This window comes from Desulfospira joergensenii DSM 10085 (assembly GCF_000420085.1).
GTDB lineage: Bacteria > Desulfobacterota > Desulfobacteria > Desulfobacterales > Desulfobacteraceae > Desulfospira > Desulfospira joergensenii.
Map to the genome: position 1 here is coordinate 2,359,602 of NZ_ATUG01000001.1, position 15,222 is coordinate 2,374,823.

General features: G+C 51.3%; 13 protein-coding genes. 10 read left to right on the forward strand and 3 right to left on the reverse strand.

Annotated elements, in window-relative coordinates:
• Positions 1 to 19: 19 nt before the first annotated feature.
• The 10 genes from F608_RS0111865 (at position 20) to F608_RS0111915 (ending at position 11,959) form a co-directional block, all read left to right on the forward strand.
• Positions 20 to 442 (forward strand): hypothetical protein, encoded by a 423-nt coding sequence (locus F608_RS0111865; RefSeq protein ID WP_153307486.1) that lies wholly within the window; start codon positions 20 to 22, stop codon positions 440 to 442.
• A gap of 59 nt (positions 443 to 501) precedes the next feature.
• Positions 502 to 1,860, forward strand: a complete 1,359-nt coding sequence (locus F608_RS0111870; RefSeq protein ID WP_022665861.1) for a sigma-54-dependent transcriptional regulator — start codon at positions 502 to 504, stop codon at positions 1,858 to 1,860.
• 452 nt (positions 1,861 to 2,312) lie between these two features.
• Entirely contained in the window at positions 2,313 to 3,176 is an 864-nt protein-coding gene (locus tag F608_RS31630; RefSeq protein ID WP_022665862.1) for an N-acyl amino acid synthase FeeM domain-containing protein, read from the forward strand.
• A gap of 320 nt (positions 3,177 to 3,496) precedes the next feature.
• Positions 3,497 to 3,835: a P-II family nitrogen regulator gene (locus tag F608_RS0111885; RefSeq protein WP_022665864.1), complete on the forward strand. Its 339-nt coding sequence runs from the start codon at positions 3,497 to 3,499 to the stop codon at positions 3,833 to 3,835.
• 43 nt (positions 3,836 to 3,878) lie between these two features.
• Positions 3,879 to 5,396: an ammonium transporter gene (locus F608_RS31635; RefSeq protein WP_022665865.1), complete on the forward strand. Its 1,518-nt coding sequence runs from the start codon at positions 3,879 to 3,881 to the stop codon at positions 5,394 to 5,396.
• Positions 5,397 to 5,659: 263 nt separating this feature from the next.
• Positions 5,660 to 6,580, forward strand: a complete 921-nt coding sequence (locus F608_RS0111895; protein WP_022665867.1) for a class II glutamine amidotransferase domain-containing protein — start codon at positions 5,660 to 5,662, stop codon at positions 6,578 to 6,580.
• Between the two features lie 68 nt (positions 6,581 to 6,648).
• A complete protein-coding gene (locus F608_RS0111900; RefSeq protein ID WP_022665868.1) occupies positions 6,649 to 9,699 on the forward strand; it encodes a glutamate synthase-related protein in 3,051 nt (1,016 codons plus the stop codon).
• Positions 9,700 to 9,978: a hypothetical protein gene (locus tag F608_RS36170; RefSeq protein WP_153307487.1), complete on the forward strand. Its 279-nt coding sequence runs from the start codon at positions 9,700 to 9,702 to the stop codon at positions 9,976 to 9,978.
• A complete protein-coding gene (gene glnT / locus F608_RS0111905; protein ID WP_022665869.1) occupies positions 9,962 to 11,365 on the forward strand; it encodes a type III glutamate--ammonia ligase in 1,404 nt (467 codons plus the stop codon). Before F608_RS36170 ends, glnT begins: the two co-directional genes overlap by 17 nt.
• Before the next feature lie 123 nt (positions 11,366 to 11,488).
• Positions 11,489 to 11,959 carry a YbaK/EbsC family protein gene (locus tag F608_RS0111915; protein WP_022665871.1) on the forward strand — a complete coding sequence of 157 codons (471 nt, stop codon included), beginning with the start codon at positions 11,489 to 11,491 and terminating at the stop codon, positions 11,957 to 11,959.
• A 2-nt stretch (positions 11,960 to 11,961) separates the two neighbouring features.
• Here the strand turns inward: F608_RS0111915 and F608_RS0111920 are convergent, their stop codons facing one another.
• The 3 genes from F608_RS0111920 to F608_RS34715 all read right to left on the reverse strand — a co-directional run bounded on the left by F608_RS0111920 (position 11,962) and on the right by F608_RS34715 (position 14,860).
• Positions 11,962 to 12,738 carry a substrate-binding periplasmic protein gene (locus tag F608_RS0111920; protein ID WP_022665872.1) on the reverse strand — a complete coding sequence of 259 codons (777 nt, stop codon included), beginning with the start codon at positions 12,736 to 12,738 and terminating at the stop codon, positions 11,962 to 11,964.
• A 191-nt stretch (positions 12,739 to 12,929) separates the two neighbouring features.
• A complete protein-coding gene (locus F608_RS31640) occupies positions 12,930 to 13,532 on the reverse strand; it encodes a helix-turn-helix domain-containing protein (protein WP_022665873.1) in 603 nt (200 codons plus the stop codon).
• A gap of 212 nt (positions 13,533 to 13,744) precedes the next feature.
• Complete coding sequence (locus F608_RS34715) at positions 13,745 to 14,860, reverse strand: GGDEF domain-containing protein (RefSeq protein ID WP_022665875.1); 1,116 nt, start codon at positions 14,858 to 14,860, stop codon at positions 13,745 to 13,747.
• Positions 14,861 to 15,222 lie beyond the last annotated feature (362 nt).

The window sequence follows — 15,222 nt, forward strand, 5'->3', positions numbered from 1 at the left end:
TTCCAGCCCTGCAGACACCGTGCATGGAAAACACCTGGTCTCTGTCCGGGAGCTGATCCAAAACAAGGACTTTAAGGGAGCGGCAAGGGAGAATGAGCGGATTCTGGAACTCTACAGGGGTGAATCAAACAAGCCGGACCAAGATGATCCGGTTCTGGCCCAGTATATGCGAGACGCAATGATCCTTTCCCATCTGCTGAACCGGATCATTGAAGATGAAAAAAAGATAGAGGATCTTTATATAAACGACCTGATCAACCGGGACCAGTTAAAAGTCAGGACCCGGATGATTCAATCCCTGAAAAAAAACCTGGCCCGCCTGAAAAAAGAACTGGCTGAAACCAAGGCCCTGAACGAGCGAATCAAGGCTCTTGAAAATGAAAATTCCAATCTTTTGGAGCAGATTGACCGGTTAAAAGCCATTGACCTGGACCCGGCCTGACCCGGACCTGCTTACCGAAATTCAGAAATTCCAAACCCAATGGTATCAAGGAACCGAGAATGGAAAATATCCTGCTTGTAGATGACGACCTTTCTTTGCTGAAAGTTTTAAAAATGAGACTGGAGGCGGAAAAGTACGATGTCACGGCCGTGTCAAACGGCAGGGATGCCTTGGCCGCTGTGAATGAGGCTTTTTTCGATCTGGCCGTCATCGATTATCAGCTCAACGGCGAAAACGGGATTGACCTGATGGAAGCCCTCAACAAGGTGGACCCGAAAATGCCTGTGATCATACTGACTGCCTACGGCACCATTGAAAATGCGGTAAAAGCTGTACAGAAAGGGGCATACTATTACCTGACCAAGCCCTTTAAGGATTCCGACTTAATCCATCATGTCCGGCAGTGCCTTGAAAAAAACAAATTAACCGAGGAGGTCAGGGCTCTGAAAGGAATGCTGCATGAGGAATTCGGACTTCACAACATCATTGCCAAAGATGAAAAGATGATTTCCGTTCTCAAAAAGGTGGTCACGGCAGCCAATATTGATTCCAATATTCTGATTGAGGGAGAGAGCGGAACAGGCAAGGAACTGATCGCCAAGTCCATCCATGTCACCAGCCAGAGGAAACATGCCCCTTTTCTGGCCATCAATTGTGCGGCTATTCCGGAATCCCTGTTTGAAAGCGAATTGTTCGGTTATCGGAAAGGAGCCTTTACCGGGGCGGATAAAAACAAAAAAGGGTATCTGGAACAGGTCCGGGACGGTACTTTTTTCTTTGATGAGATATCGGAAATCCCCGTATCCATCCAGGCCAAACTGCTCAGGGTTTTGCAGGAAAATGAATTCTACCCCCTGGGAGGACACCGGAAGATATCTTTTAAGGCCCGGATCATTGCTTCCACCAATAAAAATCTTTCCCAGGAAGTATCCAAGGGACGTTTCAGGGAAGATCTCTACTACAGGATTCATGTCATTCCCATTACCCTGCCCCCCTTAAGGGAACGCCGGGACTGTATCCCCCTTCTTGCCCATCACTTCTTAAATGAATTCAGCCGGGACATGAAGAAAAACATCAGCCAGTTCTCCATCAACGCCATGGCAAAGCTGGTGAATGCCCCCTGGCCGGGAAATGTAAGAGAGTTAAAAAATATTGTTGAATACAGCGTGGCCATGTCAGATGCCTCTGTTATTTCAGAGAATTTAATCATGCAGGGACCGAAAAACAGCAACCCGGAGTTAAAGCCTTTTAAAGATGCCAAGCTGGATTTTGAAAAAAAATATATCATCCAGCTGCTTACCTTGACCCGGGGGAATGTGAGCCAGGCAGCTAAACTGGCCGGAAAATACAGGGCAGATTTTTATGATCTCATGAAAAAATGCGGACTGGATGCCAAGACTTTCAGAGGTGATGTGTAGTGTTTTCCATACGCATCTTGAAAAGCCCTTTTAAATAAGGCTTTAACCAGGTTCTCACTGTGTGGAGAGTTCTTGTGCATGGATTTCGATACATAATTTATTTTTCAATTTTTACTTATTTTTCAAGGTGTTAAATCAAATCGTCCAATAATATGCATTGTTTTTCATACATATTCAGAAAAAATTTTTGTCTCCACTCTCCTTTCCAAAGGGAATCTTAATTTTATTTCACGCCAGCCTCATTTTTAACCCCTTAAAATAACTCTGGTTTTTGACAAAACCACTTTCTTCGGTCAGGGCCGATACTTTCCTGGTATTGTTATTGCTATATCAAACATGACCAAGGGATAAGTCCTTAGGATAATGATTTATTATGAATAACCTTTACCTGCTTTTTAATTAATGATACTCAAAGGTTAAAAATAACAGGGATGTGCATAAAGGAGAATGAATTGGCTCAAGTCGAAGAACTCAGAAAATTGATCCATATTGATGAACGGAAAATGGATGATTACAAATTTAAAATTGCCAGCAATATGGATGAATTTTATGATGCCCTGAAACTTGTCCAGGAGGTCTATTCCCAAGAAGGATACATCAATGAGGAAGAGAGTTCCCGCCAGTGCAGAATCCTTAAACACCATTTCTTCGATAATACGGCCGTGTTCATCGGGAAAAAAAAGCAAAAACTGGTATTTTCGATGAGTCTGTTTCCAGACTCCTCCCATGGCCTGCCCATGGACACCATATATAAAGAGGAACTGAACTGCCTGAGGCGTCAGGGGAGGCGGATCGGTGAAGTAGGCTGCCTTGCCACAGACCCTGAATACAGAGATGGTTCCCAGAATATTCCCATGTACGGCAATAAGATCATGCTTAAATATGCCATGGATTATCTCAAACTTGATGATCTGGTGATTACGGTTCATCCCAAGCATGCCTTGGTCTACAAGAAAACACTCATGTTTGATGAAATCGGTCCTGGAAAAATCAAGGCCCATCCCAAAGTAAACAACAATCCGGCCGTTGCCCTGAGGTTGAATCTCCACGAAGCAGAAGCCAAAGTCCATCATTTCTATGGAAACAACCCCCCGGAAACCAACCTCCACCATTTTTTCTTTGTCAAGGATTCCGACATCCTCCATTTCCCTGAAAACGACCAGCCTACTCCACAGAGCATCAACAGACTCTCTGTTGCCGATCTTCCAGCGATCCAAAAAGAGCCTGTTCTGCTGAGACCCTGGGCGGACATCCGGTTCGAGAAAAAAGAAGATCCAAGAATCCCGGTGGTGTTTCCCATTACCAAATCCCTTTAGATGATCTTACGGAGGCACGGCCTGGGAAAGAGCCTGAAGGCCTGCTCCATCTTTTTTATCCGGATTAAGAACAAAAACGAAACCATTCCCACAAAATCGTTCTTAAAATCTGCAAAATTACATTTTTAGACAGCCATTATTCCAATTTTGTAATTTTATCCCTTTTTCTTTAAATCCAAGCAACATTTTTTCATCAGAGTAAAATCTCTTTATTTTCAAGATGTTAAAACCCATTTTTGATCCAATTCCCCGCCTGGCACCCCTCTTGCTCTAAAGAATATTCAAGCAGCTTTGGCAAACCCTTAAAAAAGAGAGAAGACATGAAAAAAATTATGGCTATCATCAAACCGTTCAAGGTGGATGAGGTGAAAGAGGCCCTCGCCAAGATCAATATCAACGGCATGACCATTTCCGAGGTGAAGGGCTTTGGGCGGCAGAAAGGGCACAAGGAAGTATACAGGGGGGCTGAATACCAGACGGATTTCCTCCCCAAGGTTGAATTGGAAATCGCCGTGGAAGACGAACGGGTGGAGGCAGTGGTGGAAACAATTGTCAGCACGGCCAAAACCGGTAAAATCGGAGACGGCAAGATCTTTATCCAGCCCCTTGAGAACGCCGTCCGGATCCGGACCGGTGAAACCGGGACCCAGGCCCTATAGAAAAAACTTTTTTATAACCTTAAATTTATAATGGAGAAAACAGATGAGACCTGAAACCAAGCGATTTTTATCCCCCCTTAAAACCCTGGCCCTGTTCCTGGTGATGGCCGCCGGCATTCTTGCCGGGCTGCCGCCCCATGCCCTTGCCGCCGATAAGGCGACAGAAGCTGCCCTGGAACAATACCCCACAGCCCTGTTCCAGGGAAAAACCCAGGAAGAGATCCGAAAAGAGCTGCCTGTTTCCGCTGCCTACCGGGATGAAACCTCTCCCGTTGCCGAAGATGTGGAGGTGGTTGTGGACGGAAAATCAACCACCGCATCCATTGTCAGGTATCTCACCGACATTGAAATCCTGCAGTACCGGGGGGATGTTCTCTGGACCTGTATCGCCGCCTTTCTGGTCTTTTTAATGCAGGCCGGGTTTGCCATGCTGGAGGCCGGGTTTACCCGGGCCAAAAATGCGGTCAACATCATGATGAAAAATATCTGTGATTTCTGTATCGGCACCATTGCCTTCCTGGTGGTGGGGTTTCATATCATGTTTGCCGGACCGGATGAGTCCCTGATTTTCCTGGGATCCACAGCCGCAACCCAGTGGGGATTTCCCTTCTGGCTCTTCCAATGTGTGTTTGCCGCCACAACCGCAACCATCGTTTCCGGCGGGGTTGCAGAGAGAACAAAGTTTACGGGCTACCTGGCCTACTCCGTGGTGATCTGCGCCTTTATCTACCCGGTATTCGGAAACTGGGCCTGGGGAAGCCTCCTGGACAGCAGCGGATGGTTAGAGGGCCTTCTGGGCGTCGGGTTCTATGACTTTGCCGGCTCCACCGTGGTCCATTCCATCGGCGGATGGCTGGCCCTGGCCGGTGCCATCGTCATCGGTCCCCGCATCGGTAAGTTTGATGCCAAAGGCAATCCCAGGGCAATCCCCGGGCATAACCTGCCCTTTGCCGTCATCGGCGGTTTTCTGCTCTGGCTGGGATGGTTTGGTTTCAACCCCGGATCCACCACCACCTTTGACGGCAATCTGGCCAGGATCGCAGTCATGACCAACATTGCCGGCGCAGCCGGCGGCCTGGGCGCCATGGGCACCATCTGGCTGATCTTTAAAAAACCGGATGTGGGCATGACCGTCAATGGATTTCTCGCCGGCATGGTGGCCATCTGTACAGCCGTGGACGTGGTTTCCGTTGGAGGAGCCCTGATCATCGGTCTTGTTGCCGGCATCCTGGTGGTCTACTCTGTCATCTATATTGAAAAAATCTTTAAAATCGACGACCCGGTGGGCTGCATCAGCGTCCACGGTGTATGCGGCGCCTGGGGAACCCTGGCCTTTGCCTTTTTCGGAGTTGAAAAATTCAGCACCACGGTTCTCTTTGCCCAGCTCATCGGCATCGGTGTCGGCTTTGTCTGGGCCTTTGGCACCGGCATGATCCTGTTCCTGGCCATCAAATACACCATCGGCCTGAGAGCATCCGAGACCGAAGAAGTGGAAGGACTGGACATCACCGAGCACGGCAACGAAGCCTATGCAGGCTTCCCTGTGGACAGTCATATTTAACCCTTTTCCCTCCTGACCCGGCTGCCGGCGGGCCTTTTGTCCGCCGGCAGCTTTCCAAGGGCCCAAAAACCCGGCGCCGAAAAGCATGGGACATTTCAGGAGGATTTTTTTGATACGTATATTTCACAAAAGTAAAAATATTTTCTTTTTATGAAATTTTTCTTGATTTAATTTTTTCCCTGTGGTGAACTATTGTTCCCATTTAAACCATAGTGCAATGAGTCATATCCAGCCCAGGCTGACAATTCAAGGAGAACACCACCATGTGCGCCATAGCCGGTATTCTGTTTAAGCACGACAAAAACCGAAAATTCAAACTGACAACCGGGGCGGCCCTGACCGAAATCCTGGATGCCACCCTTCACCGGGGACCCGACTCTTCAGGCTGGGCCCTTTACCGGGATCCCCTTGAGGACCTCATCCGCATGCGTTTTTTCATTTCCGTCAACGGAGGGGCCCGATCCGACAGGGAACGGATCCGGTCCGTCCTGGCCGGCCAAGGGGTGGAGATTGTCAAAGAAGAGGTGCTGGGATGCACCCTGGGACTTCAGGCCCGGTTCAAAGGAAATCTCCTGGAGCTGACCCATGCCATTGAAAAAGACCTAAAACCTGTGTCCATGGGCCAACGCCTGGATATTCTCAAGGATGTAGGACAGCCAAGGGCCCTGGCCCCGGACTATCAGATCCGAGATTTCAACGGAAGCCACGGCATCGCCCATATAAGGCTGGCAACGGAATCCGGGGTCCACCCGGACACGGCCCACCCCTTCTGGGCCTGCGGTTTTTCCGACATTGCCACGGTACACAACGGCCAGATCACCAACTACTGGATCATGAGAAGACGCCTGGAACGCCACGGCATGACCTTTCAGACCGAAAACGATACAGAACTCATCGCCGTTTACCTGGCCTTTCAGATGAGCCGGGAAGCGACCTTGGAAGAGGCCCTGAAAGCCTCCCTGGAGGATCTGGACGGCACCTTTTCCTATCTTGTGGCCACAAAAGACGCCATCGGCTATGCCAAGGACAAGCTGGCTGCCAAGCCCATGGTCAAATATGAGGATGATGAGATGATCGCCATTTCCTCGGAAGAGGTGGGCATCAACCGGCTGTTTCCCGGCAAGGCTCTGGAGACCAGCGAACCGGCGCCCCTGACATACGGCCTCTGGTCCAGGGAATCATAGCAGACCTTCCGGCCTTTACCATGAACAGACCCAATCCCAAGAAAAGTGTTTAAATAAGGAATAGGAACATGGCAACCATAGATCTTTCTGAAATGCCCATACGAACCGCCAACGAAGTGATCCGGGGATACGGGGCCATCCATGAACCCATAGAGATCATCAATCCCGATGCCCGGCATTATATTGGTGTAGGCCTGACCAACCCCGTGGATGTGAGTATCCACGGATCTGCCGGATATTTCTGCGGGGGCCTGAGCGACGGCCCGTTCATCCGGGTGGAAAAGAACGTCTCCTGGGGTGTGGGGGACAATATGCTGGCCGGCACCATTGTTGTGGGCGGCAATGCCGGTGCCATTGCCGGAGTGGCCCTGAGGGGAGGAAATATCATCATCAAAGGCAATATGGGCTCCCGGTCCGGCCAGGTCATGAAAAAAGGAACCCTTTGCTGTGCCGGCAACTCCAGCTTCATGGCCGGATACATGATGTACGGCGGCCGGATCATCATCCTGGGAGATTCCGGAGACCGGGTGGGAGAAAACATGGCCGGAGGCGAAATTTTTGTGGGCGGAGAGGTCAGCTCCCTGGGCAGTGATGCCCGGCTCTGCGAGCCTACGGCCCCGGACCTGGAAAGTATTCATACCTTTCTCAAGACCCATGGACTTGAATTTTCAGGTACCTTTAAAAAAATAGTCTGCCACGGCAGGGACCTGACCTACGGTACGCCGGAACCACCGGCAAAAAAGATTCCCTTTCCTAAATTTTCAGGCGCCGACACCCCCTATTGGAATGAAAAGGTCCAGGAGGATATCCGGGTCAAGAGCCGTATCGGCCGGTACCGGGTCAGGGGATTCGGGGCGTCCCGGCATGTTCCCCACTTTAACGACATTGCCTTTAAAAAACCGATGGACCTTACGGCCGTGGACAAGGATGTTGCTTCAAAGGTCAATCTAAGGACCTTTATCGGCGACCGCCACGGGGGCCGGGCCCTGGATCTTTCCATGCCGGTGATGATCGCTCCCATGAGTTTCGGCGCCCTGAGCCCGGCAGCCAAGCAGGCCCTGGGCATTGCCTCTTCCCTGTCCGGAATTTCGGAAAATACAGGGGAAGGGGGCATGTACTCGGTTGAACGGGCTGAGGCCAGACAGCTTATCGCACAATGTCTTTCCGGCCGGCTGGGCTGGAACATCCATGACATGAAACGGTCCGACGGCCTGGAACTCTACGTTTCCCAGGGCGCCAAGCCCGGCCTGGGAGGTCAGCTCATGGCTGCCAAGCTGACCAAAGAAATCGCGGCCATGCGGGGAATTCCCGAAGGAATGGATCTTCGCTCCCCGTCCCGGCACCCGGATGTCCTGGGGGGGGACGATCTGATCATGAAAATCCGGGAGTTCAGGGAAGCCGTGGGCTGGCGCCTGCCGGTGAGCATCAAGCTGGGGGCCGGCAGAACAAGGGACGACGTTAAGATCGCCTATAAGGACATGCTCGATTTCGTGGAACTGGACGGACTCCAGGGAGGGACCGGAGCCGGAGGAAACGAAGTCTTGGAGTACGTGGGAATTCCCACCATATCCGCCATCATGGAGGCCATGGACGGACTGGCGGAAATCGATGCCCAGGGTGAGCTTCCCATCGTTCTCATGGGCGGAATCCAGACCGGGGTGGATGCGGCCAAGGCCATCGCCCTGGGCGCCACTGCCGTGGGTGTGGGCACTCCCATGCTCCTGGCGGGCGGCTGTATCGGATGTATGAAATGCAGCTCCGGGTCCTGCCCCGTGGGCCTGGCCACCCAGGATCCCAAACGGGTAGACCGCTTTGATGTACAGGAAAATGCCCGGAGAATGCATTTTTATCTGGAATCCATGCGCTGGCAGATGGCCGCCATTGCAAGCGGACTGGGACATACCTCCATCCATGATCTTTGCCGGGAGGACCTGGTTGCCCTGACCCCGGAGGCGGCAGCCCTGACCCGCCTGCCCTATGTCCCGGAAATGAGATCCGGACAGAAAGAGTCTCTTGACATAAAATCAGAGACCGGAACGGCCAATTACCCCAAAAAGTCCTTTGATCTTATCCGGGGGATGGCTGAATCCGAGCCCAGCGAAACAGATAAACAGGCTCAACTTCTCACAGGGGCCATGGTTTCCAGGGAAAATCCCTTTCCTCTGGACCGGCCCGCCCATCTGGACGATATTGTGTTTTTATCCGCAGCCCTGACCCGCCTGGTCATTGACCCCTACCGGGAAGAATGCAGTACCCGAACGAAAATCTCCCGGAGTCTCGGCCTGGGTCTTAAAAAAGAAACGCTTCCCGAAGTGATCCTGGAAAACCCCTTTCTGGTTACCGGGTTTGATTCGGCTCCCGTGACGGTGAAAAAGGGGCTTTCCGCCGCCCTCTCCCAAACCGGGTGCGGATATCTTGGCAGAACCCGCCTGAATGAGGGAGAAGACCCGTCTTATCCATGGCTCCAGCTTTTAACGGCCGGCGACAAGCCCGAGGAAAATGCCGACGGGCTCATCTATGTCGCCGGAAATGATCTCCAGCCCGGAGAGATCCGGCGTTTTTTGCCCAACCAGATCCTGGGCCTGTGTGTACGGGGCCGGAATCTGACCCAGTCCCTGGATTTTGCCCTGGAAAACAAATTTGACATCATGATCCTGGACCAGTCCAAGGACATCCTTCAAGACTGGGTGGAGCTGGATTCTCCCGTGGATCTTACCCTGATGAGGGATGCAGTCCAGTATCTTAGGTCCATTGGCAAAGAAGAAGAAATCGCCTTGGTGAATTTCGGCGGCATGAGGTCCGGGACCGATGTGGCCAAGGCCCTGGCCTATAATTGCACGGCCTCGGTCTTCGGAACAGCCATGGGACTTGCACTGGGCGGTGAAATAAAAAACAATTCAATGGGGTTTAAGGATAGCTTCAGCGAACAGGACCTTTGTGAGGCTGCCGTAAAATGGATCCGGGGAACGGCCCAGGAAACAGCCATCATTGCCCGGTGCGCCGGAAAGACCAATGTCCATAACCTGGAGCCCGAGGACATGAGGACCATTACCCTGGCTGCATCCAAAGCCCTGGACCTGCCCCTGGCATCCGGCCCCCTCAAACGGGAGGACTTTTAAATGAAAGTTCTCAAAAATACATATTTGTACAAAACCCCTCCTGGTTTTTGCGTAAATACACATATTTGTGGTTTTCAGGACACCGATGCATCCGGCGCGTTGAAAAAAGCAGACCCCCCGTCCCAAAACCCATTAAAATCACACAACAATTCAACCTGTTCTCAATTTAAAATCCTGAACTTCGGCTTTGGCACAAACCCTGCATTAAAAATAAATATAAGGAAAAAAACTTTCATTATAGTAAATTTATGGAGGAATCAACATGACAGCCGTCCTTGAAATAGAACCCAGGGAAAAAGAGAAAAAACGTGAGGCCGTCCGGGAGAGCCTGGCAGAGCAGGGAATTGAATTTATCCTGGCCCAGTTTGTGGATATCCATGGCGGCCCCAAGGTCAAACAGGTTCCTGTGGACTGTTTTGATGATGTCGTGGATGACGGGGCAGGCTTTGCCGGAGGGGCTGTCTGGGGAATGGGGCTGGGACCGGAAAGCCACGATCTCATGGCCCGGACCGATCTCTCCACCTATACCCGTCTGCCCTGGCAGCCCAATGTGGCCATGGCCTGCTGTGATCTTTTTGTGGATGATGAACCCTGGCCCTACTGCCCCCGGACCAATTTAAAACGGATGCTCTCCATTTTTGCCGAAAAGGGGTTTGCCCTGAACGGCGGGTTCGAACCCGAGCACTTTCTGGTGGAAAAAGATGGGGACAAAATCAAGGTCTGGGATCCCAGCGGCATAGACACCCTTGCCAAACCCTGCTACGACTTCAAGGGCATGTGCCAGAGCATGGACTATCTCCAGGACATTACCCGGTACGGCAATGAAATGGGATTCGGTATTTACCAGAGTGACCATGAGGACGCCAACGGCCAGTATGAAATCAACTTTGACTGGACCAATGGCCTGCATGCCTCAGACCGGCTCATCCACTTCAGGATGATGACCGGACAGGTGGCCCAGAAATACGGAGCCATTGCCACCTATGTGGCCAAACCCTTTGAAGACAAAACCGGTTCCGGGGCCCACCTCCACTTTCATATTGCCGATCTTCTGAGCGGCAACAACCTCTTTCCCCTGCAGGAGGGAGAGGAGGACTGGAAGGGCTTGGGCATCTCGAAAACCGCCATCCACTATGTGGGGGGGCTCCTGAAACATATCCGGGCCATTACGGCTGTTGCATCTCCCCAGATCAACTGTTATCGCCGCATCCAGAGCGGCGAATTCGTCTACTCCACGGATTCAGGTTATACCTGGACCCCCTCTTTTGCGTCATACGGAGACAACAACCGGACCCAGTTGTTCAGGAGCCCCGCCTCCAACCGCTTTGAAGATAGATCTCCCTCTTCCATGGTCAACCCCTATCTCCTTCTGGCCGTTCACATTGCCGCCGGCCTGGACGGGATTATCAATGAAATTGACCCGGGAGAGGCCATTACCGGCAAGAACATCTGGAACCTGTCCATTGAAGAAAGAAAAAACCTGGGCATGATCCTTCTCCCCCAGAACCTTTTGGAGGCGGTTGAGGCGCTGGAGGAGGATGAGGTGGTCAAATCCGGCCTGGGTCCCATTGCAGATGAGTTTATTAAACTGAAAAAAGCGGAATGGGGAACCTTCATGCGCCATGTCACCCCCTGGGAGATCCAGCGAACCCTGACCCTGATTTAAAACCACGCCGGCCCATAAGCCGGTTTCCCTGGCCTGCCCGGATTTTTTCTGCCGATCCGGCCGGCCAGGGAGTCGGCCCATATCCTGATATGTATGGGAAGATCCCGGCAGACAAAAAAACCCATGGCTTTTCAGACAATTTATCTCCTGCTCGAAAACAGCGGACTGCCCTTCAGGCTCCACGACCATGTTCCCGTACGGACCTTTGAAGATGCCCAAACCAGGGTTCCCCATCTGACCCGGAACCTGATCAAGACCATTGTTTTCAAAATCAAGGACAGCCACTGGATACTGGCGGGGGTGAACGCCCAGGACCGGATCGATTATAAACTTCTGGGCCGGGCCTTTGGTGTTAACCGGAAGCAGATCCGGACCGTCCCGCCCGAACGGGTGGAGGCCGACCTGGGGTTTGAAATCGGCGGAACAGGACCTTTTCCGGTCAATGACGACGTCCGGGTGGTCCTGGATGAAAGCCTCATGGAGCTTGACACGATTTTCTGCGGATCCGGAAAGAACACCCTAACCGTTGAAATGGCCGTGACCGATCTTGCCTGCCTGGTAAAACCGATAATCAGTCCCATCAGAAAAGCCTGACCCTATTCCACCCACCTGGCCTTGATCCGGTCCAGCACCCCTTCCCGGCGCATGGCCCGGATGGTTTTATCGAATTCGGGCATCAGTTCCAGGAATCCGGAATCCTTCCGGATGAGCAGGTGGAAATCAATCGGTTGGATTGGGACATCAAAGGCAACAATACGATCAAATCTCAATTCCCGATTCGCTCCACGGGCTTTGATATTTTTAATTGCATCCTTTACCAGGTTCTCATCCTGGATAAAAACATCCCCCCGGTATGCGGCGATCATCTTACAGACCGTTGAAAGGGAGGGTGCCCAGAGAATCCCGAATTGTGCCAGGTTCTTTTCTGCCCAGCCGTCACCGATATAATCAATAATTCTAAGCCCTTCCAGATCCGTCAGGGAATGAATAGATCTTATCCGGGCAATATTGGGATTGTCTTCCTGGGTAAAGATCTTGGTTTTCATGGTAAACAAGACCTCTTGGCTGGGCACCAGGAATTGAAGCCGTTTGGGGGTTGGGGTGGTAATCAGGGCGTCTGCCTGGCCTTTTTCCACAATCATCTGCGCCCGTTTCCAGGGATGGACTTCATACCGGAAAGGCTTGTTCATCCGCTTGAATGCGGTCTTAACAGTATCGTATAAAATCCCCATGGGCAGCCCTCTCGCATCCGCAGAGATATAAGGCGCAGCATCCATGTCATCGGCAATGAAAAATAGATCTCCGGCAAAGGAGAGGCTCACCGGAAGAAAGAAGAAAACCAGGGCCAGGAATCCGATGGCGCGGCTTTTCAAATCAAACCCTCCTTTCCAATCTAATTTTTGCTTTTATCAATGTCTGCCCAACCAAGCTTATTGTGCTTCCATATCACGGTGACCGGAGCATGGCAAGAACCCCATAAAGCCGATTCCATGGCGGACAGGACCGGAAAAAAGACATGGCCGGAGCATAGGAAAACGAATCTGTTCCCTGTGAAAGACCGGGATTATCCTTCCTTGGATGTCCGGTGGGAAATCATGATGGAAAGGAACTTAATGGGAAGGTCGATCAGCTCTTCAGGGCCGTGGGTGGCATCGGCATCAAAAAGCAGGGAGTCTCCCGGGCTCAGGGAATAGGATTTATCCCCATGGGTGTAAACCATTTCTCCTTCCAGCATATAAATATACTCCATGCCCGGATGCTGAAACAGGGGAAAAACCTCGGACTCCTCATTCAGGGTGATTAAATAGGGTTCCACGGAAATGCTCTTTCCCAGGCTATGTCCCAGGAGCCGGTACTGGTGTCCGGTGCGGGTTCCCCTCCGGTCTATGACCAGGCCTTGTCCTGCCTTGACGAAACTGGCATCCCGCTCTTCTTCGAATTTCCTGAAAAAAGCCGTGATGGGAATGTTCAAGGCTTTGGAAAGAGACTGCAGGGTGGCCAGGGAGGGAGAGGTGTTACCGTTTTCTATCTTGGATAACATGCCCGTGGACAGGCTGGCCTGGTGGGCCAGTTCTGCAATGGTTAACCCTATTTTTTTTCTGCAGGACCGGATTTCCCGTCCGATCGACCTCTCCACAGTATGGTCTGAACTGCTCTGCACTCCCATATTTTCCTGCCCGTCAAAGATTTAATTTAGTCCCCGGAAAAAAAGGTGCCCCTGGGGAAAGGAGGCTTTATCCATCCTTATCATGGAAGCCCGGTCTTGGCAATACAGGGAGGCTTGAATTTCCCGGCCGTATATGATCCGGAATGGTAAGATGGAACCGGTGATCACAAAAAAGCTGAAAACCGCCGCGAATCCCCTTCTTTTTTCAAGGCCTAGCCCTCTTCAGCGACCACCCGGTTCCGTCCCCTGTTTTTGGCCCGGTACATCCGCTCATCTGCCTTGGAAATCATGCTTTCCTTTTTATCCGAGGGTTTAGGAATCCCCACGACTACTCCCAGGCTGACCGTGGTTTGAATCTGTTCGGATTCATACTCAAGGATGGTTTTTTCCATTTCTTTTCTCAGGTTCTCGGCCAGATCCAAAACCGTTTCAGTGGATACATCTGAAATCAGGACCACAAACTCCTCGCCCCCGTAACGGACAAGGACATCTGTTCTGCGCTTAAAAACCTTCTTAAGGATCCTGGCCGTGAGTTTTAAATATTCGTCTCCTGCCATATGGCCGAAACGATCATTTACCTGCTTGAATTTATCGATATCGCAGAGAAGCACGGCGATCCGGGTCTGATTTCTGACCGCCTGCCTCCACTCAATTTCAAATGCCGTTTCAAAATACCTTCGGTTATAGAGCCCGGTCAGACCGTCCATGTGGCTGATCTTTTCAAGCTCCCTGGTTTTCTGCTCCAGAAGAGATTCAATTTCCAGGGCCTTCCAATATTCCCCGTTAATCCGGGCGGCCAGAAAAACCAGATAGGAACAAAAGACCATGCACAGCCCGGCAAGGGGCAGATAAACGCCCTTGACGGCCATGAAAAGGGTCCCGGGCAGCAGAATAAAAGCGTTAAAGGAGATTGACAGCCAAAGTAACGGGGCATATGCCACCACTCCGCCGGAGCAGATCCCGATGGTGCAGATGAGCATGAGAAGCTGGGTATTTTGCTCTCCTTCCTGACCCAGCAGTCTTGCAAACCCCAGACCCCAGATCAAGGAGTTTAAAACAATGCTGCCCGCAAAGATTATAAAGTCAAGCCGTTTGAACCGGGGCGGGACATGGTCGCTGACCAGATAATGAACAAGCCTGAACAGGCAGATCAAGATGACGATACCCAGAAACAGCCTGGAAAAAGACGGGTCCCTGAAATAGTATCCATCGGGAAAAATCACGCCCACCAATGCAACGAGATAGTAAATCATCCCCAGGTAGGACCGCTTTTTCAGATCCAGTATCACCCTTGAATTCAGGGCTGGCCGCTTTTGCCTAATCTCCATTTCTGCTCCTTGGAACCGCTCGAACATCAGCCGGTGCTGTCAAAACCATAGCAGAAACCAGGGAAACTTGTAAGTCGTAATTTTAGGGACCATCCGCCTGTGTCCATTTCAAAACAGAGTCCCGGAATCGCCAAACAGGAAAAAGCTGTGAAAATCCCTGCAAGATCTTGAACTCTGTTTCCTTTGGCTCCGGGATATCTATGAGTTCAATAGAGAAGCCATCATCAGGAAGAGGATTCTTTTGGCCCGACAGTGGGAAGAATTTTCCGTCCGGCCATGCAGCACCAGGGTTTATACTAGAAAAAAATAAACCTGGGTTTTGGAAAAAATATAAACAAAATGGATAATAACCCTAAAAAGGA